Consider the following 20,783-nt stretch of genomic DNA (forward strand, 5'->3'; position numbering starts at 1 on the left):
GAAATGTCTTGCTATCAACGTACAATCAGTTAGTTTAAGTACTTAGTTATAAATAACGTGACACTATATTTTTCAACAATACTACTCCAACAATAGTATCTACTGCTCAAAGAGGATATTTGCTGTGAAGATGTTTGCAATCTTGTTTTAGTATGCCAGACTTGATAGGAATAGAATTAGGTGATTGCTCGATAATGTCTTGGCACTGCACCTTGATCATATTAGGATTATAATCATCTTCAAAGTCTTCACCGCCCACCCCGTAGACAATTTCGGAAATCCCAGCCCAAAAACAAGTTGCTGCACACATCGCACAAGGTTCACAGGTAGAGTAAAGGATGTACCCTTCATTAAAAGATGAGGTTTTGAGACGGGAAGTTAATTTGCGAATTACGTTAACTTCAGCATGTGCTGTTGGGTCTGCATCTTGTTCTACGGTATTTCCAGCTTGTTCGACAATTTGATTATCTTTGACAATAACTGCTCCAAAAGGGGTTTTACTTTTTTCAGCTTGAGCGATCGCCACACGCATTATTTCTTCAGGGGTCATAAAAAATCTCTGTTGGTTATGGTAGAACGTTTCAGTTATATCAATGTATGTTGTTTGACACTTACTATCATAAGGAAGAGATTTCTAGAAGATTTAGGTGAATTTTGAATCTATACTTTTGGTTTTATAGATACTTTTGGTTTCATAGATCTAATTTAAATTTTGGCTTAATTTATGAAATTCCTGAAAACAAAGATACATCGCACGGGGGACATGAAAACAACCTTTCCATTTACCACCCTTGAGGTTCAATAATACTTCACCACGACGGTTTAAATAACCAAACCACTCGCCATTTTCTGCATCGCTAAAGTGTGACCAAGTATAATCATGCATTTTTTCATACCACTCCCAACATTCTTTCCGTCCTGTTAAGCGGTAACCCATCACCAATCCCACCAAAGATTCCAAATGCACCCACCATAGTTTTTGATTCCATTCCAACTGCTGGGGAGGGTTCCCATTGATGTCCATAAAATAGTACAAACCGCCGTATTCTTGGTCCCAAGCAAAATTCAGAATGTTGAGCATGACGTCAACAGAACGATTAATTAGTTTATTATTATTACTTCTCTGAGCTATATCGATCGCAAACCACATAGCTTCCATTCCGTGACCGGGATTAATCAAACGTCCTTCGAAGGAATTAATTTGCGAACCATCAGGAGCAACATTTTCTAACATCAATCCTCGTTCTGAATCGAGAAAATCATCCATAACTTCAGTTATGGTTGCATCTAAAATTTCCTCTAGGGTATCGCTTTGCAATAACCAAGCCATTTCCAAAGATAAGTTAGCCAAAATCATTGGTACAGCTAAAGCTTTCATTGGACGAGTACCGGGATAGCTTTTATTGTATTTACCTTTGGGGTTTTCTTTACGACGTAAAACGTTATTATAAGCTTGTAATGCGATATCCTTTGCCCAATCTTCTCCGGAGGCTAAAGCATACTGACTAAATGCCATAGCTGCGAAGCAATCAGAAAAGATATTATAAGGTTGCACCAAAGGATTACCTTCACGGGTAAGGGAAAAATACCAATTCCCGTCTAGGTCGCGTCCGTGTTGGGCGAGGAATTTTGCACCATTACTAGCAATTTTTAGCCAGTGATCGCGCTTATCAAGTTTGTTATACAGCATGGAAAACAACCACACTTGACGGTTTTGCAACCAAATAAACTTGTCAGTATCGTAAATCCTACCGCTTCTGTCCAAGCAGGTGAAGTAACCACCTTTTTCCCAGTCAACTGAATTTTGCTCCCAAAATGGAATTACATTCTTGAGAAGAGTATCTTTATAAAGTTCTGCAAGTTCTTCAAATCTAGATTTAATCACGCCGATAATTGTATAAAAAAAACTAAGTAGCATCGTTTATTTATGCTATTGCTGTTAAGCTAGCGTTTTGCTGCTTATTATTTAACTTTTCTTCAATTTTCTTAAACTCTGAATAAGCAATTATAAAAAAGTAACGAAACATACAATTTAAGTCATCTCATGATTTATATTCTTGATTAATAATTCAGTACCGTACGTGTCAATTGTTTGACATTATACGTTTAGAATTATTTCTCTGTAAGGAAAAAATTAGTTAGCAAAATTCTGTTTTGAGGAGTGAATTGAATCATGTGTAGAAATTGGATCGTCACATGGTTAGGTCATCAATTTCTATTAAGTGCAACTTTATTGGGATTGTTCGGTTTAACATCAACTAGAACAATTGCGGCTCAGGAAAATATCAATATCAAGTCATTTACAACAGCTAATACTAACCAGAAGATACCTGTAAAGGGAATTAATAAACTCAAGCAAGAGCAGACACAGATTATATCTCAGGTCACATCAGTATCTCAGTTGTCTGATGTCCAACCTACAGATTGGGCGTTTCAAGCTTTACAATCTCTTGTTGAACGTTATGGCTGTATTGCAGGATACCCAAATAGTACTTATCGCGGGAATCGTGCTTTAACACGCTATGAGTTTGCTGCAGGTTTAAATGCTTGCTTAGATCGTGTAAATGAATTGATTGCAACTGCAACAGCCGATATAGTTACCAAACAAGATTTAGCTTTATTACAACGCTTACAAGAAGATTTCTCTGCTGAACTAGCAACTTTACGGGGTAGGGTTGATAGTTTGGAAGCCCGTACAGCAGAACTAGAAGCCAATCAATTTTCTACCACCACAAAACTTAAAGGGGAAGCTACCTTTACTCTTGCAGATACCTTTGGAGATGACACAGAAACTCAAGCGGTTTTTAATAATAGAGTTCGCCTCCAGTTAGTATCCAGCTTTACGGGGAAGGATAAATTATTTACTCGTTTAGCTGCAGGAAATATCGGTAACTCATTTGCTGATGAGTTGGGTACTAACGAAGGACGTTTTGCTCACGATGGTGCTGCTAATAATGATGTGATTATTGACCGCTTGCATTATGTCTTCCCTGTTGGTGAAAAACTGAAAGTAACTGCAATGGCGAGTTTGGGAGCTCATCATTTCTATGCAGATGTATTTAACCCTGGCTTGAATACAGGTGGTGGTGGAACCGGTGCACTTTCCCGATTTGGGGAACGCAACCCAATTTACCGTCTTGGTATTGCGAATTCTACAACTGGAATTGGTTTCAGTTACAAGCTAAACAAACTAATCAAACTGGAGGGAGGTTATCTGGCTAAGAATGGTTCTGACCCTTCCAGTAAAGCAGGCTTATTTAATGGTAATTATTCTGCCATGGGACAAATTGTGGTGCAACCAGCAAAACGATTTAAGTTCGGTCTCACCTACGTAAATGGCTACGATCCTGGTGATGGAACCTTTGCTTTTGGAGGAACGGGAACAAACTTTGCTAACGGATTGCTTCCTGGAACAGAAGAAAGAAGAATTAATAGTAATTCCTACGGCGTTCAAGCTCAATTTGATATTAGCCCTAAATTTAGTATTAGAGGTTGGGGTAGCTTTACCGATGTTGATTTCAATGGAGGTGATGCAGAAATTTGGAATTATGCGATCGCACTTGCGTTCCCTGACTTGGGTAAAAAAGGTAGTTTAGGTGGAATTATTGCGGGTGCAGAACCCTATGCTGGTCGTCTCGACCCACGTCCTGCAGATTTTACTAATGACACTCCTTTACATGTTGAGGCATTTTACAGATACCCAGTAAACGACAATATTTCCATTACTCCTGGTGTTATCTGGTTAAATGCTCCCAATCAAGATCGAGACAATGACGATATTTTTATCGGCACTTTGAGAACTACATTTACATTTTAGCTATTTGACAAGAAACTAAAGATTTTTTGTCAATAAATTGTGTAGAGATGTTCCACAGGACGTCTCTGCAATTATTCTGGGTTATTCTGAGATAAATAAACTTAAATCTCATTATGTTATACAAGTTATTAACTAACTTGTACAATTAAAAAACTTAGTGTGATACTGGCTAGAAATGACGACGGCTAATTTTGAATAATTAATAGTAATTTCAAAAAGTACTGTTACACATCAATTCTTTAAATCTGTTCCCTATTCTCTATTCCCTATTCTCCGTTCCCTGTTCCCTTTCATAAACTTGGATCATAATTTTTTATACATAACTTGACGCTTTCAATACTAAATGTATGAAAAAAACTTGACTGCAGTGTTAATACTGGATTAAATTCCAAGTTTTGAGATTACAAACTCAAAAAAAACAGTAAAACTTTAAACAAACATAATCAGAAATATACTTGTTTTTTTTTTGCTTAGATATCATAAGGTAAGAGGAATATTTCCTTGGTATTATTTGATTGCTTCTGAGCAATTATATAACTCTGAAGATGTTACGGATGTTTATATAAGTGCGTTTTATACTAAAACCAAAAAATAAATTTCCCTATTCTCTGATAACAAGATAACAATCTGATTTATACTCAAACACCTAAGGATTAGTCGAGTCAAATATGTCTCCAGCTAAGTCATCTACGTCAAATGCAGATCCTCAAGACACGCTCATATCTCGGAAAACCATATTTAATAAATGGTTTAACAATCTGAAAGTAGGTCATAAAATCGGTTTGGGGTATACTGTCGCTTTGGGTATTGCTGTTATTGGTTCAGTTAGTGGAGTATTGATTGGAGATAGCTTCCACCAAAAGGCTGTACACCATGAAGAAGATGCGAATGAGGAATTTAGGCTGATCAATACTCTAAATCTGGAATTATTACAAACTCATCAACATTTTTTGATGTTTTCTGCTGTTTTAGATAGCAAAGAAAAGTTAAGAGAAAATAACGCTTTATTTGTTAAGCATAAAGAAAACTTTCAGAAACAATGGAAAAAATTTAAAGATAGTGAAGGTGGAACTGATGGGGAAGAAGAAGAAGAAGGTGAGTTAGAAGCAGTAGAAAACTTTCTGGAAAATCATGGAAGTATCCCAGAAAAATATGTTAAAGAAACAGAAAAACTGTTACAAGAAGTTAATATTCTTGATGTAGAACCAAAAAGTAGAAATGCAGTGAAGAAGAAGCTGCTGGATTTTAATGATGGTAATTTAATAATCGATGTAAATAACTTATCGGATGGTTTAGTAGTTTTAAGCGATCGTCTTGAAGAAGAATATAATTTAGCAAAATCTTACACTCTGGAAGCTTATCAGCTACGGCGTCGAATAATTTTTAGCGGTGTAATTATATCAATACTAATTGCTGCAATTCTAGCAATGTATGTAAGTCGTGCAATTACCTATCCCTTACAAAATACTACTAAACTTGCAAAAAGAGTTACTCAGGAAGAAAACTTTGACTTACAAATTCCTGTTTTGACTACAGATGAGGTTGGAGTTCTTAGTGAATCTTTAAATGAGTTAATTTCTAAAGTCAAACAATTATTAGAAGAGCACCAACTAATTAATAAAAATTTAGACGAGAAAAATATATATCTTGAAAAAACTCTACAAGAACTCCAATCAACCCAAGCTCAGTTAATTCAAAGTGAGAAAATGTCTAGTTTGGGTCAACTTGTAGCGGGAGTAGCACATGAAATAAATAATCCAGTCAGCTTTATCCACGGAAATTTAGTTCACGCGACTGAGTATATCCAAGAGTTATTAGAACTACTTGCTCTTTATCAAGATTGTTATCCAACACCTTCCGAAGAAATTCAATCACAAATAGAAGCTATTGAGCTTGGGTTTGTTGTTAAAGATTTAACCAAGCTGTTAAAGTCGATGCAAGTAGGAACTAGCAGAATTCGGGAAATTGTATTATCGTTACGGAATTTTTCTCGTCTTGATGAATCTGATTTCAAGCGAGTAGATATTCATGAAGGTATTGATAATACATTGATGATTCTAAGGAATCGTTTGAAAGCAACTGAAAAACGCCCAGAAATCGAAATTATCAGAAATTATGGTGATTTACCCTTCGTTGATTGCTACCCCGGTCAACTCAACCAAGTTTTCATGAATTTGCTAACTAACGCAATTGATGCTTTGGATGAATCTAACCAAGGACTCAGTTACGGGGATGTGGAAGCAGAACCCAACACTATAACCATTAATACTGAATGTCCAGATAAAGAATGGGTCAAAATTAGTATTAAAGATAATGGTTTGGGTATGAACCAAGAAGTAAAATCTAAGTTATTCGATCCATTCTTTACAACAAAACCCGTTGGAAAGGGTACGGGTTTAGGATTATCCATTAGCTATCAAATTTTAACCGATAAACATCAAGGTAAACTGTACTGCAATTCTGAATTAGGTGAAGGGAGCGAGTTTGTATTAGAAATACCAGTCAAGCAATTAGTCAAATCTGAGGTCTTTTCTCCCAGAGTTAAGTAGCAATGAGACAAACGATAGTAAACAATTTGTTTGGCTTCATTCTTTGTTTCTAGTTGTATTTTTGTTTACTTAATTTACGAGTAGTTTATAGGAAGAGATAAGAGTTTTTTACAAAACTAAAACACAGTTAAAAACTATGTAACGAAAATATAAAATAAAAATCATATCATCTTAATTAATTGTGAATAATTAATTAAGATGCAACCATTGATTTAACTCATCCAATTCTGCTTTTGGCATATGTCTTAGATTTTCTTCTCCAGGAAAAATATTTTCTTCTATATCTCGACTATATTTTTCAATTGCATCTATAGTCAACGTTTGAAAATCTTGATATTTTTTCGCCAGTCTAAATTTACGGGGCGTTATTCCTAGAATGTCATTAACAATTAATACTTGTCCATCGGTGTAACGTCCAGAACCAATACCAATGGTGGGAATATTTAGTTTTTGGGTAATAACTTGACCTAATTCTTCTGGAATCAGTTCTAAAACTAACATAAAAATACCCAAGGTTTCCAATCTTTTTGCTGCTGTAATAATTTCTTTCGCTTGGTTAAAAGTTTTACCTTGAACGGCTTTTTTTTCGTGAGTTTGGGGTTGTAAACCAAGATGTCCGCAAACTGGGATATTATGTTTTCTTAAGCATTTAACAACATCTTCTTCTAACCCTTCTAACTTGACACAATCTGCACCGTGGGAAATCAATCTTTTGGAGTTTTCTAAAGCTTGTTCCGGAGTTTGATAGGACATGTGAGGTAAATCCGCAAGAATAAAGCTTTCTTTTATTCCTCGACGGACAGCCTTAAGATGATGCACAATGTCATCCATTGTCACCTGAGTTTCGTCTTCATAACCTAAAACATTAGTTCCTACACTGTCACCGACAAAAATTACATCTATTCCTGCTTTATCTTGTAGAAGAGCAGTAGTGTAGTCGTAGCAAGTAAGGGCAATAATTTTTTGCTTATTTTTCTTTTTATCAAGCAGATACTTTACATCCTTTTTCATTGAGCTTAACCCTGAAATTTTACTGGTACTTATATATTAACTACAGAGGCGCACTTAGTACTCGAACGCGTTAATTTTGCTAGGCGATCGCAGGTAAGGGAAGAGGGGGAAGAGAGGGAAGTGTGGGGAGTGTGGAAGTGTGGGGAGTGTGGGAGGTGTGGGAGGTGTGGGGAGTGTGGGGAGAAAATAAATTTTTATCCTTATTATTAACTCCTCAGAATAAAACCCTCATAACTTGTGTTGTCGAGTAACGCTCTTCCATCACTCTCATCAAAGTTAAAAAGTAAAATCCTTGCTGGATAAGACTTTTAGCCAAAAGTGATGATTTTATTCATAGTGTTAGAAAATAAAGCTCCAAACTCAATCCCTGTTTGAGGTTAAAAAATGGTCTGAGATTTTTACTTCCCCATTTGGATGGAAGAGCGATGATAGTATGACCTATGTCTTGACCATCTTTTAGCTTTTCAATTAAGAAATTTCCTTAATTATAAGTACTTCTAAAAGCAACACCATTACAATTGAGCAAGAATTTTCTTAACTCTTTGTAAGTCAGAATTATACTGTTTTTGGGTGTATATTTTAGCTGCTTGTTGAAAAGCTAATCTGGCTTCTGTTGTTTTTTTCAAAGCTAAAAATGAATTACCTTTATTTTCATGTGCTCCAGCATGATGGGGATCGCGACTAATTACACGATCGCTGTCTTTGATCGCATCTTTATATTTTTTACGGGCAAAGCGAGCTAAACTACGTTGATAATAAGCTTCGACGTAGTTTTTATCAATTTTGATTGCTCGGTCGAAATCTTTAGTCGCGTCTCGATATCTTCCAACCGCAAAGCGTGCGCGTCCCCGATGATAAAATACCTGTTTCCACCGGTGGGAATATTTAATTGCTTGGTTAAAATTGTTGAGAGCTAACTGGTAATTTTTGATTTTGTACTGAGTTAAACCCCTCAGATTATATGCTGCTGCATGTCTGCTATCTAGTCTAATTGCTTTGTTTGTATCTTTTAGGACTGCTTGATGATTTTCTAACAAGTGGTAAACGTTTGCTCTACCGGTAAAGGCTTTTGCGTCGGGTTGTAGAGTAATGATTTTTTCGCGATCGCTTAAAGCTGCTTGATAATTTTTTCTTGCAATATATAAATTAGCTCTATATTCGTAGGCTTGGATATCGCTAGGATTAATTCTAATAGCTGTTGTATAGTCAGTTAATGCACCTTGGTAATTTCTCAGTTTTCTTTTAGCTAGACCGCGATTGGTATAGGCTGTAGCGAATCTGGGATTAATTGTAATGGCTCTGTCAAAATAGGCGATCGCACCTTTATAGTCTTTTATTTTGTGACGTTTATCTCCCCAACGTTGATAATCAGAATCTTCTGCGCGAATGGTATCAGGAGGTAAAGTAGCTAAATCTAAATTTGCACCTCTAAAGTCGGTATCATTTAAAGAAGCTCCCTCGAAGCGCACATCAGTTAATTTGGCAAACCTAAAGTTAGCATTGTCAAGATTAGCATTACGCAAGTTGGTCTTTTTAAGTTCGGCGTAGCTAAGATTGGTATCTTCCAACTGTGCATTGACTAAATTTGCATCGTTTAATTGTACGTTACTTAGATCTAAACCGCTTAAATCTTCACCTTCGAGGTTTACATCATTGAGAATTGCTCCTTTAAGTTCAATATCCCTTAGATCTACACCCCTGAAGTTAGCCCTACTTAGATTTGCTCCGGAGAAATTTACTCCATAAAGGTCAATATCCCTTAAATTTATGCCTCTTAAGTCAGCACCGCTAAGATCTACTCCCCTTAAGTTAACACCTCTAAGATTGACATACCTGAAATCTGCACCATCAAGATTTGCACCTCTGAGGTCAACCCCTGACAAGTTGACACCACTGAGATCTACGCCTTTTAGATTGACTCCATAAAGATTAACGCCTCTGAGATCAGAACCACGGAGGATTGTTCCTTGCAAATCTACCCCACTGAGGTCAATGTTTCTGAGATCCACATCACTTAAATCTACACCGTTGAGATTCACACCTCTGAGATTTACATCCTCAAAGTCGATACCATCAAGTTCTGCACCGGCTAGTTTTGCACCTCTGAGATCTACATCTTTGAGTTTGGCGTAATTTAGACGCGCTCCTCGAAGATTTGTATTTCTCAGGTTAGCTCCAGCAAGATTAGTATTTCTGAGATCGGCGTAGCTCAGATCTGCATATCTTAAATTGGCGTTTCTCAAGTTTGCGCGATTGAGTTTAGCGTTTCTTAAGTTTGCGCGATTTAAGTTTACTCTTCTGAGGTTGCAGCCAGAACAATTTTTAGTTTCTAATAGTTTTTTGAGGTTTGGATTTTCCTGTTGTTGAGCATATTTGGTATTTTGTTCCTCGCGGGCGTAAACTGAAGAGGAAAAGACTAAAGGAGTAAATAAAATTAATACAATAAAAACAATTGGCAATTTATGTAACTGAAATTTTAATAGCTTAGATGGCAATGGCTTAGATGCAACTGTGATAAATTTAGCTGTAATAAATTTAGGTGTCATCATATTTTCTGACTATAACTTTTATTTCTGGGTAAGAATATTACGTAGATAGAAAATAATATTTGTAATAGCTGACGATATGATTGTGAATTTTGTTCTTCGTATTTTCTTAATTTGTAGTTTTTAATTTCTCAGGTTTTCTTTTTGAGTAAATGAACGATCCAGAACCTCCTACATCAGCTTTAAGTAAGTGATAAATACCTATTTTGACTTTTGTCAATAGTGCTTAGGGAATAAAGCTACTAAAAAGTTAGTATCCAGCAACTTACCTTAAATATTTATAGCCAGAAAATGAGATTGCATATACAAAATATAGAAACTCCAAAATATAGAAACTCCAAAATATAGAAACTCCAAAATATAGCAACGCCACATCTAGATCTTGGGAAATAAATTCCATACAAGATTTTTGAGAAACAGATTAAATAAATTTTTGCGTTTTTCGGAAAATATAATGAGTAATTTTGATAGTGCTAATTTTGGGAATTTACAAACAGATATAATTATTGTTGGTAGCGGTATTGGTGGCTTGAGTTGCGCTGCAATCTTGGCACATTATGGTTTTGATGTCACGGTGTGTGAAAGTCATTCCATCCCCGGTGGTGCTGCACATTCTTTCGAACGCAATGGTTTTAAGTTCGATTCCGGACCCTCGTTATATTCCGGACTTTCTCAAAATCCTTCTAATAATCCTTTGCGACAGGTTCTAGATATCATTGGCGAAGATGCATCTTGGCAAACTTATAATACTTGGGGTTGTTGCTTACCCGAAGGTGACTTTGATACTACCGTTGGAGCAGACCAGTTTTGTGAAGTGTTAGCCAAATTGCGCGGAAATGAAGCTGTGAGACAGTGGCGCAAACTACAAAAAATTATGGCACCATTAGCAAGTGCAGCAACAGCAATTCCTCCCATGGCTATGCGTTTTGACTTCGGTGCTGCGTTCACCATGGGGAAATATGCACCATCTTTATTAAAACATGCTGCAAATGTCACCAAGCTAACTGGCTCTTTCGCCGATTTGATTGATGGCGCGATTGCAGATTCTTTTATTCTTAACTGGTTAGATTTACTCTCCTTCTTGCTGTCCGGACTTCCTGCAAGTGGAACGAGTGCTGCAGAGATGGCTTTTATGTTTGCGGAATGGTACAAGCCGGGTGTAGTTTTAGATTACCCCATCGGTGGAAGTGGAGCAATAGTTGATGCACTTGTACGAGGACTAAAACGTAATAACGGAAAGTTAATTTTGGGAGCCCATATCGAGCAAATTATAGTTGAGAATAATCGTGCGGTAGGAGTACATTTAGGGAATGGGAAACAAATTAGAGCTCGTAAAGCTGTAGTTTCCAATGTTTCTGTTTGGGACACTTTAAAATTATTACCACAGGGAGCATTACCACAAAAATTTGTCCGAGAACGACAAAAGACCCCCGAATGTAATAGCTTCATGCATTTACATTTGGGAATTAATGCTGAAAATATTCGGTCAGATTTAGCTTGTCATTACATTGTCGTTAATGATTGGGACAAAGGAGTAACTGCGCCCCAGAATGTTGTGTTAGTGTCGATTCCATCCTTGCTAGATCCAGGTTTAGCACCTGAAGGTAAGCACGCAATTCACGTTTATACTCCCGGTAATGAACCATATGAAGTCTGGGAAGGGATGGATCGAAAAAGTGAAGTATACAAACAACAAAAGCAAGCTCGTGCAGAGGTAATGTGGCAAGCTTTAGAAAGAATTATTCCTGATATTCGCGAGCGTTGTGAAGTCACACTGGTGGGAACTCCCCTGACTCACCAACGTTTTCTCCGTCGTCATAATGGTTCCTATGGTCCTGCAATTGCTGCTGGTAAAGGTTTTTTCCCCGGTCCGATGACACCAATCTCCGGTTTATTATGTTGTGGAGATTCCACATTTCCTGGAATTGGTTTACCTGCAGTTGCTGCTAGCGGTGCGATCGCTGCTAATACTTTAGCACCATTACAGAAGCATTGGGAAATATTGAAGTTTTGTACTTAATAGGGAATAAGATATCCGGTAAACGCTGGCTACAGCTATATTTATCGCAGAATACAGAAAAGAGTCTGTCCTTCATAGTTACAGCCCCCTAAATCCCAAATTTTGGCCGACATTTAGGGGAGTAGAATTATCGTGTAGAAGCATTTGGAGATAATACGTTTATCAAGTCCTATAGTGCTAACGCTAACTGTCCGGACAGCGAATCTCAGCCAATCCATGTTGATGGTGATGATACAGCTTTAATTGTCAATATAGGTTTGACCGATATTACTGAGCATAACGGTAGTATTGAACTTTGGCCTGGAACGCATTTAATTAGAGGTGTTGGAACCAGAATTCCACCATCTATATTTGAGGAGCGGCGAAAAATTGCCCCACCAATTCGTGCAAACACTAAAAAAGGCAGCTTATTGATTAGACACACACAAGTTTGGCACCGAGGGATGCCAAATTATTCTGGTAGAGTCAGGCATATGGTTGCTACCATGCACTATAAATATGGAAGCGACTTAGGGGAGCCATTAAAATTTAACAAAGGATGTGAGGCAGAATTTGAAAATTCTATTCTGCATCCAAATGTCGAATTTACAGATGAAATTATCGATCTGAGTCCCAAAGATTCTTTTTTTGGAATTTGTAAGGATACTTTTTTCCGAATTTCCCCTGAGGCTTTCAACTTTGCAGCTAAGCTTTATCGAGGAACTTTAAAAAGAAAAGGATAAGTGTTGAATCGGCAGCGCGTTGGAAATTAGTTTCACACCACGATGACAACTATTCTTAGTTCTGTTTCTTATAGTGTCGGAGTACAAAACCCACTCCTTCTAGGTGCGGGAGTCTCAATCTCCAATACCCATTGCATTTAAATCCGACCGACAGTAATTTTCTGGCTTCGATACTGAATGGATTTTTATCGAAGATCCTTTTCTGATAATAAATTCACTCAGACCTACGTTAATCGGTCTATTTGGATCGATTGTTTCCCAGTGACTATCTTTTCCCCAGTCGTAGGTGTATCCCAGTCTGGTCCATGGATAATTGTTAGTCATCCATTGGTGGAAGAACCAGTATTTATATTTATTAGAAACAGACACAAACAGATTTGAGCGAGAAAAATCTAGCTCTGCTTCGCGATCAGTAATTTCCGGATCTGGGGTAGGTCTAAATAAATATTTTGGCTCTACCCATATTTCCACTAGTTTGCGTCTTTGATTTTTTTCTGGTTTTTCTGGAGTTAACCCTAATAATTGGTTAATTCTGTAGGGTAGAGTTACTTTGTTATTGGTATTTTTAGTATTACTGTATTGGGTACAAAACTCTTTTAAATCTGGGACTGCTGTCACCCAGACATCCCTTTCAAGGGACATATATTTACCAAGATTTTCTTCATACCCATTCCAGCTAGTCCAAATCAACACTAGAACCCGACTATTGATATTTCCATCTTCCCATATAAGTTTTTTATTGTGTTCTACTATTGCTGTGAGGTTTCTCCATATTTCTTCTGGTTCAGTTTTCTTGGTTTCTGCGAGCCCATCACAATAAGCTTTAGCCTCAGGGTAAATTGATGCAGGATATTTTTGATAGCATTGAGAATTTGCAACTCCAGACTCTGCAGTATTATTCTGTTTTGAATGTGCAGGAGATGACGAAAATAGATGTATACAAATTATAGTGAGAGAAATTAAAACGAGGGAAGAGGGAAGAAGGAAGAAGGAAGAAGTTTGGAATTGCATTAGCGCAGCGTGCCTGCAAGGCATTGGGGATTTAAACCCCAACGCATTCATGCAAAGCGTGCGGGCGTATTTTACACCGTATGACAGTGGAGAATTCAACCCATATTTGTTAGAAGAAAGAAGTAGACTCCCTTCTTCCTCCTGGCTTCTTCCTTCTTCCTTACGAACGAAGTTCGTTAAAGGTAATAAAACAAATAATAAGCCCTTATTATTTTTCATTTTTATATATCTGTTTCTGGTAGATGTTTGCAGATGTATATTGACTGTTGGTATTTGATTATTGATTCGTGTGCCTATTAAATCATCGGGAGTTTAATCATCGAGATTTTAATGTAAATGTTTTCACGAACACTGTATAGCAACAGACACCTCGTTTAGGACATTATAATTTTGGCTTAAAGAGAACAGTGGTTAGACCCCGCGCCGCCTGGCGAAGCCACCCCGTTCTCCAAGGGCGCGCTCTAGGGTGGGAATGCTGACCAAGACAGGGAAAAGGGAACGGGGAACAGAAAAACGTCCTAAAAATAATGGCGACAGTTGTAATTCGGTTGTTCTTACATTTTGTTTGTGTAAAGTCTAAAACTGTCACTAGAACTTGACGTTTAGTGATATATTATACCTTTTAATGTGGTTGTACAAAAACTTTGCTGCTGAGTTGTTTAACTCCTGATGGTGTCTGAATACGAGCAACCATGTAGGGCGGAACATTTGCAGGAAGAGAAAAAAGCTCAACGCATTGCTCTGCACCTACGGACTGCAAAATAAATCTAAGCCAATCTACATTTGAGTGGTAAATTTCTAAGCTTTGTAAAAAACAACCTAAATCTGGATATCGATTGCTCGGGTGAGTATCGTTTCGCCATTCAATTAATGTAGGTAACATTCCTGCACCGGGAAGACTCCCATCATCTCGTACAGTAATTAGCCACTCAATATAACCACGATTCATAGATGCGATCGCACCAAAATTAAATCTGCTTTGTTGTTGCAGTGAGTTAATATTGGGGGTGTTCACAACCCAAGTGAGCAACCTTGGCTGAGATTCAAGCTGAGCTTTAACAAAAGGATCGTCGAGTCCAAACCAGCGCGGTTGCTTAGGTGCTGTAGCTTCAGGGTTGACAGCCATGACTTCAAGAAAAACTTCATTCCCCAACTGCATTAGGTGATTGTGGGTACCCATATGAAAATGCTCGCCACCTGGTGGTATCTCAACACCCAAATAATCTTTAACGTATTTAACGCCCTGTTCGAGGGTTGCAGCACCAATGACGATATGATCTAAACCTGTGTTCACTTGTCTGATTTTTTGTGTAATAAATATTCTAAAAAATAAATTAGCATATCAGATATTCAGCCCAAGATTAGATTATTACTTGCGCCCAACACACTCTACAAAAATATTTTCCTGATCGCAACCTGATCGATTTATTGTTCTTTGGAGAAGCTCAAATTGTCAACTAGGAATCCACTCTCTTTTTTAAGAATCAAATCTGTATTAATCTTATATGGGCGGTGCGTTACGACGCGATGATAAAGGCAATCAAAAAAGACATTCTCTTGCGCGCCCAACACATCCTACAAAAATTTTATTTTTAATTTATAAACACCTTAGAAAAGTGTTGAAATAATCAAAATTCCTAGTTTCTAGACGTCATTACCAGTTACCATATGACGCTTACGCGTCACGCCTTGCTAACACTGCGTTAGCAGTGCGGGCGTATACCCATTACCAATTACCCATTATTTCCCTAAATTATTACAACTTCCATCTACACAATAAGCCGAATTATAAGTACTGTTGCGTTTACCAAAGAGCGTATAGCGATTATCTCGAACCTGCTCGTAAATACGATCGCCAGTCCATTTCATTCCTGGTAAAGCACGATAAAAATCAACAAATATTTTACCAAGGGGTAATAAACGTCCTATTTCTTCTGCTGCGTCACTTCCTTGCCAACGCTGCTGGGGATTTTCAGCATCAATCAAAATCATTCCCATATTACAATCGGCAGATGTAATTTGCCACTGAGATAAGGTTTCTTCATCTTGCATGGGAATGTAGTGGAATAAACTTCCCCTGTCTAGATTTTCCAGAACTTGTACCAGGGTGACACAAAGATTGCAATTTCCGTCGTAAATTACGTAATAATTCATAGATTTTAAATTTCCCTGAATAAATAATTAGGGAAGTTTTTGATTCAATTACATACATCTAAATATATTGTAAAAAAATTATATAAATATAGCGCTACACGCAAGTTAAAATTAACTGCGATCACTTCGAGGTGCTTTAAGCGTTCGGCTTGCCGCGTTAAAACGCACATGCACTGAGAAGTACCTACGACATAGGTCTGGGGGACCAATTAATTCTTCGCTGGCGTCAACATCCCACGGGCACGAAACATGGCCACCAAAAAGCTGGGGTCATGCCCCGGCTTTTTTGGTTTGATCGGCTGGGTTTTGAATCAGAACTTGTGCGCGTGGAGTACCTCCATCACGTCACAGAGATAGGCGATGCCCGAATAATCGTCGAAAAACTCCGCTGCGACCTCATCCGAAATCTTCACAGCCATTTCCCGAGTGGGGGTGAGCACCTCGAACTTTATATTCGACTGGGTGTCGGAAACGCTGGGTTGTCCCGACGAGCGCACATTGCGACTGCCTCTACCGCCAGCGTCCACCACCGTGTAACCGGTAGCCCCGGCTTCATCAATGATCTTAGCGATTTTTTTCAGCAACAATTTTTCTGTGACGATGACAAGTTTGCTGGCTTGCTTGGTCATGTTGGTTACCTCTAGACATATATATTCATTGAACTACATAAAAACTCAGGAAAACAGCAGCACCCACCGTGCACTATGGTGCCGATATAGCCGGCGCGTTGGTCGCCAGGTGAGGGGAACACCGGTAGACCGCCGCGACCCGTCTGAAATTAGTTCCCCATCAGCGCCTGGGCGAGTCCGATGAAGAGCGGTATTCCTAAGGCAAGGGCAACAGGCGTGCCGACGGCTGTGGACGAGCCGATGTAGGCAGAGGGATTAGCCGATGGGATACCGGCTCGTAAAGTGGGCGGCCCTGAGATGTCTGAACTGGAGGCGGCGATGACGGCCAGAATCACGACACCGCCAAGGCTGAATCCCGTGGTGAAGTGGGCAATCATGCCAAAACCGAAGGCAATGAACCCATGTAGTAGTGGTGCTACAAAGGCATATAGGGCGTACCACTGGCCCACCTTGCGCAGTTCGCCAAGCCTTGCCGTGGCCTCCATACCCATTACCAGCATCAGTATCGAAAGCAAACCGCGGAAGAGGGGATTGAAGAAGCTCTCATAAACACTTTCCGGCTGGGTTAGCACGCCTAGAGCAAGGCCGAGCAGCAGTGCAGATAGGGCGGAACCCTGGAGGCTTTCCTTGATAATGGGCCATATCTTGACCCGCTTGTCTGCGGTATCGCGCTTGGGATAACCACGTGCGATAATACCCTGCTCGCCGAACTCGCCTGCGGTACCGGGCTCCTCGCTGGGATACCCACCTGCAGTAACGCGCTGCTTGCTGAGAGACTTCTGCTTGCTGAGATACTCGTCTGCGGTATCGCGCTGCTTGCTGATATAAATGCTGGCTAAGACGATCGCAGTCACGAGCGCTGGGATATCCATGAAGGGATAGAGTGCGGCAGCCCAGGCCTCGTATTCGATGCCTTCTGTTTCCAATATCGTCAGAGCGGCGGCGAGAGTAGAGCCACTCACGGCACCGAACAAGCCTGCGGTCGCAATGGCATCCACGGTTTTGACCTTCGGCAGCTTGGCCAACGTGTAGCGCCCGATGAACACGATAAGGATTCCTACGGTCATGGCGAACACTGCGGGCAACAACATCTGTGCCAGATTGGCATTGCGGATCGCAATGCCGCCACTCAGTCCAACTTTTATGAGCAGCATGAAGACAATGAACTTATAGATCGCATCTGGAATTTGCAGTCGGCTATTGACGGCGGCAACGACCATACCACCAATGAGAAAGCCGAGTGTCGGGGACTGCAACTTATCCAGGAAGAGTGTCAAGAAATCGGACAAAAAATCCATGTTATAATTCCTATTTAATCAAATCTTAGGGGTCAGGACGGCAGGCAAGCGTGGCCTCGAATCCTGGATGGCTGGCTCCAGGCATCCGCTGCGACGAGTCAACCCGCCACTAAGAATGCATCTGCATCCGGGTGCGTCATGTCCTGGAAGACAAGGTTTCGCTCCAAACAATATTTCCACAATTGGTAGTGTTACTTCTTTTACTAAGTATTGGATATCTAAAAGAAGTGGCACTTAGCCCTATAATGTGACTCTCCGAAAAAAATTTGAATTTTATTAATCTTGAAACTTTTGTACGCAAAGCAAAGTGGTTGCGGATTTATTTACTAATATAAAATCAAGCCATGCAAGAAATGTATTAAATTGTATTAATTTCTAAATTTTGCATTTTGAAATTCTTGCCATCTCATCTATAGCTTTCAAGAAATCAGTAAAGTTTTTTGGTATTAGTAAAAAACAGAAAGTGAAATTATAGGGTTAGTCAAGAAATTGACATTCAAATTTCCAGGTGCAAGATATGAGGTGAGGCATAGGCATTTGCCATTTCCCCCCATCAATACCCTTACCTTGAGAACCAATGGTGACATTATCTCTGGCTGATGCCCAGTTTGCCTGTTTGGAAATTTCCACATTGGTCATGCCATATTTGGCGAAAAACGCTCTTTCTTTCGCAATAACTAAAGGTGCAGCTTCAACAATCGGAATGTAACTCAGAACAACCTTAGTAGTTTCTGGCATCATTTCGGGATTAATATCTGCTACTTCTACTTTCTCTGTAGCGGCGGTTCCACTAGGCTCTGGGGGATTACCATAAGCTTTGAGCAATACCGCGCTAACTCTAGATGCAGCAGCAGTTGTCAAAAATCTGCGACGCGAAAATTGAGATAAATCAAACATAAAACCCCCGAACAACCTACATTTCTATGGATTGGCACTTAAATAAGTCCAATTAATATAGAAATTACAAAACAACTTATGGTTAGGTATTAGCGATATGAAGATAGATAAAAGCCTATGGTGAAAATGTATTTGTTCGTTTTTATCTATAGTATAAACTATACTCTAACTAAAAACCTTTTTTGATTACAATTACTTATGTAATATGAAAATTTTTCTTAGAATAAATTTTTACTTGTAAAAAGATAGACTTTGTCAATACATATAAAATATGTTTATATCAAACTACTTGATAATTCTTTTGGATCGTTCATGACCGAAAATTACGGGATACAAGTCCCGTCCTTATTTCTTACTTTTTTTAACAGGTATTTCTTTATACTCAGACATGGCTCAGATAAGCCTAAATATCATTGTAGAGACGGGGCATATCGCGTCTCTACAATGGTATAGGAAAACCATTTTATTTATAGGATAATAAGCTCCACCATGTTCTCCTAGAAAACCCGTTATAGGTCCTGGCTTGCATGCAGAGTTAGAAATATCTGCAAAAAACATTCCTCTAATATAAACTCTCAATTTTTGAACTGAATTTCTATTAATCTGATTCTTTAGATTAAATGTACCATGAAAGGAAGCATTAACAACTTGTTCTGCTTCCATTGTCTTTTCTATACCTTTTGACTGAAATTGAATTTGAAAACAATCAGACTTTTTCTTAACTGCAAATACTTTATGGTTAGTTAAAACTTCAACGATTATGGCTAAAATCATCACTTTTGCCTAAAAGCCTTGCATAACAAGGATTTCATATTTCATTCTGACGATAGTGATGGAAAAGCGATAGGTTAAGTCGGGGATAAATAGATATAATTCTCACACAAATATTCAAAGTAGGGGTTGGACGTTTCTTGCTTTAGGTTAGGTTTGCTGAATTTTTATTTTTTGTCTTCCGCCAATAGTTGCAATATTTTTTCTTCAATAATTCTACTAATGACTTTGTTTCCTTGTAGATTAAGATGAATATGGTCGTGATACAGAGATTTTGCATCCACAATTGAATTAAATATTGGCAGAAAATCTATATATTGGATATTTTGAGCTTTGGTGAATTCAGTTAGGTGATCGCGAGCTTTGATTTCGTAGTCACGGGGACCGGGTTCACCCAATTCCCGTAATAAAGGGGTCATGAGCAATAAAAAATTAATTTGGGAGTTATCAGTAATTTGTTTGACTTTGCTAATTGCTTCTAGATTAACCCCAACCCTATCGCCACCTTCTTGCTGAATCGCTTGTAGCTCTGGTATCGGCTTTTGCTGTACCAAATAACGGTTGATAATTTCTGTGATCGCCAATAGTGGTTTTTTATCTGGATAATTGCGATTCCGTCCTACAGGTAATGAGGTGGGGGCTGTAGCAAATAAGTCATCAGTATTAATTAATAAAATTACAGCTTGGGCGTTGAAATTTCCAAAAGTTTGTAAGTAAGCTAATTCGTTTCTCGGACCCCAAGAATTAGCAGAAGCGTTCAATACTTCAAAATGTTTATAATCAGTAATTTCTTTTTTTTTTAAAGAACCCACCATCAGACTAGAAATAGTATTTTCTCGATCTGTCCACCAACCGCCATTTGCAATAGAATCTCCTAGTAATAGCAAACGCAGAGTTAGTGGTGGTGGTTTTTTATCTATGGATCCACCGCGCATAGAATATTGGTTAATTTCAATACGATTTCCAAAACGTCGAGTCTTTTGATTTGGGGCTAGTAAATAACCAATTCGAGTATCACCGATGTATATTAAAGGATTACCAAAACCAAATATTAGTCTCAGCCCTACTTCCAATATTAGAAATAGTCCAGCGATCGCAAACAATATTAGTAGTCCTATCTTCACCTTGGTACACCTAGGAATTATTGCAGAGCAATAAATTATACTCGCATTTGCTTAAAGTGTCTTGGAAAAAACACTAGGAAACCAATCAAGTAATTCGTTAAGTTTTTGGGATTTCCCCTTCACACACTCCCCACACCTCCCACACTCCCCACACCTCCCACACTCCCCACACTCCCCACACTCCCCACACTCCCCACACTTCCCTCTCTCATTCTAAAAAGGGGTAATTAAACC

Annotated in this window: 16 protein-coding genes and 1 pseudogene; 5 read left to right on the plus strand and 12 right to left on the minus strand. The window is 38.7% G+C overall.

Annotation, left to right across the window (positions count from 1 at the left end; genetic code table 11):
* Positions 1–106: 106 nt before the first annotated feature.
* Both BC008_RS25695 and BC008_RS25700 read right to left on the minus strand, forming a co-directional pair.
* Complete coding sequence (locus BC008_RS25695; protein ID WP_027844389.1) at positions 107–550, minus strand: nucleoside deaminase; 444 nt, start codon at positions 548–550, stop codon at positions 107–109.
* Positions 551–700: 150 nt separating this feature from the next.
* On the minus strand, positions 701–1,918 hold the full coding sequence (locus BC008_RS25700) for an AGE family epimerase/isomerase (RefSeq protein WP_082650633.1): 1,218 nt from the start codon (positions 1,916–1,918) through the stop codon (positions 701–703).
* A gap of 255 nt (positions 1,919–2,173) precedes the next feature.
* On the opposite strand from BC008_RS25700, the gene BC008_RS25705 reads away from it, so the two are divergent.
* Together BC008_RS25705 and BC008_RS25710 are read left to right on the plus strand one after the other, a co-directional pair.
* A complete protein-coding gene (locus BC008_RS25705; protein WP_082650634.1) occupies positions 2,174–3,817 on the plus strand; it encodes an iron uptake porin in 1,644 nt (547 codons plus the stop codon).
* 668 nt (positions 3,818–4,485) lie between these two features.
* Complete coding sequence (locus tag BC008_RS25710) at positions 4,486–6,366, plus strand: sensor histidine kinase (RefSeq protein WP_036266298.1); 1,881 nt, start codon at positions 4,486–4,488, stop codon at positions 6,364–6,366.
* 189 nt (positions 6,367–6,555) lie between these two features.
* On the opposite strand, the gene panB is transcribed toward BC008_RS25710, so the two are convergent.
* Positions 6,556–7,377: a 3-methyl-2-oxobutanoate hydroxymethyltransferase gene (gene panB, locus BC008_RS25715; RefSeq protein ID WP_027844392.1), complete on the minus strand. Its 822-nt coding sequence runs from the start codon at positions 7,375–7,377 to the stop codon at positions 6,556–6,558.
* A gap of 122 nt (positions 7,378–7,499) precedes the next feature.
* Here panB and BC008_RS52175 point away from each other — a divergent pair, with 122 nt between their 5' ends.
* Positions 7,500–7,628, plus strand: a complete 129-nt coding sequence (locus tag BC008_RS52175) for a hypothetical protein (protein ID WP_268768246.1) — start codon at positions 7,500–7,502, stop codon at positions 7,626–7,628.
* Positions 7,629–7,889: 261 nt separating this feature from the next.
* Here the strand turns inward: BC008_RS52175 and BC008_RS25720 are convergent, their stop codons facing one another.
* Positions 7,890–9,926 carry a pentapeptide repeat-containing protein gene (locus BC008_RS25720; RefSeq protein ID WP_153009666.1) on the minus strand — a complete coding sequence of 679 codons (2,037 nt, stop codon included), beginning with the start codon at positions 9,924–9,926 and terminating at the stop codon, positions 7,890–7,892.
* Between the two features lie 451 nt (positions 9,927–10,377).
* Between BC008_RS25720 and BC008_RS25725 the strand changes: the two genes are divergently transcribed.
* Complete coding sequence (locus tag BC008_RS25725; protein ID WP_027844394.1) at positions 10,378–11,943, plus strand: phytoene desaturase family protein; 1,566 nt, start codon at positions 10,378–10,380, stop codon at positions 11,941–11,943.
* A 212-nt stretch (positions 11,944–12,155) separates the two neighbouring features.
* Positions 12,156–12,665 carry a phytanoyl-CoA dioxygenase family protein gene (locus tag BC008_RS25730; protein WP_268768249.1) on the plus strand — a complete coding sequence of 170 codons (510 nt, stop codon included), beginning with the start codon at positions 12,156–12,158 and terminating at the stop codon, positions 12,663–12,665.
* A gap of 114 nt (positions 12,666–12,779) precedes the next feature.
* Here BC008_RS25730 and BC008_RS25735 read toward each other — a convergent pair whose 3' ends face one another.
* The 8 genes and pseudogenes from BC008_RS25735 to BC008_RS25770 all read right to left on the minus strand — a co-directional run bounded on the left by BC008_RS25735 (position 12,780) and on the right by BC008_RS25770 (position 20,549).
* Positions 12,780–13,895 (minus strand): hypothetical protein, encoded by a 1,116-nt coding sequence (locus BC008_RS25735; RefSeq protein WP_153009667.1) that lies wholly within the window; start codon positions 13,893–13,895, stop codon positions 12,780–12,782.
* Positions 13,896–14,298: 403 nt separating this feature from the next.
* Complete coding sequence (locus tag BC008_RS25740; protein WP_027844396.1) at positions 14,299–14,970, minus strand: VOC family protein; 672 nt, start codon at positions 14,968–14,970, stop codon at positions 14,299–14,301.
* A 446-nt stretch (positions 14,971–15,416) separates the two neighbouring features.
* Positions 15,417–15,830 (minus strand): thiol-disulfide oxidoreductase DCC family protein, encoded by a 414-nt coding sequence (locus BC008_RS25745; RefSeq protein ID WP_027846430.1) that lies wholly within the window; start codon positions 15,828–15,830, stop codon positions 15,417–15,419.
* 311 nt (positions 15,831–16,141) lie between these two features.
* Positions 16,142–16,459: a P-II family nitrogen regulator gene (locus BC008_RS25750; protein ID WP_027846429.1), complete on the minus strand. Its 318-nt coding sequence runs from the start codon at positions 16,457–16,459 to the stop codon at positions 16,142–16,144.
* Between the two features lie 149 nt (positions 16,460–16,608).
* Positions 16,609–17,757, minus strand: coding sequence for a sodium-dependent bicarbonate transport family permease (locus BC008_RS25755; protein WP_027846428.1), 1,149 nt, complete (start codon positions 17,755–17,757; stop codon positions 16,609–16,611).
* Positions 17,758–18,270: 513 nt separating this feature from the next.
* Positions 18,271–18,654 (minus strand): annotated as a pseudogene (locus BC008_RS25760) (ABC transporter substrate-binding protein); the annotation flags it as partial.
* Positions 18,655–19,047: 393 nt separating this feature from the next.
* Positions 19,048–19,428, minus strand: a complete 381-nt coding sequence (locus BC008_RS25765; RefSeq protein WP_027846426.1) for a hypothetical protein — start codon at positions 19,426–19,428, stop codon at positions 19,048–19,050.
* Between the two features lie 164 nt (positions 19,429–19,592).
* On the minus strand, positions 19,593–20,549 hold the full coding sequence (locus tag BC008_RS25770) for an SGNH/GDSL hydrolase family protein (RefSeq protein WP_027846425.1): 957 nt from the start codon (positions 20,547–20,549) through the stop codon (positions 19,593–19,595).
* Positions 20,550–20,783 lie beyond the last annotated feature (234 nt).

It is taken from the genome of Mastigocoleus testarum BC008 (assembly GCF_001456025.1).
GTDB classification, from domain to species: Bacteria; Cyanobacteriota; Cyanobacteriia; order Cyanobacteriales; family Nostocaceae; genus Mastigocoleus; species Mastigocoleus testarum.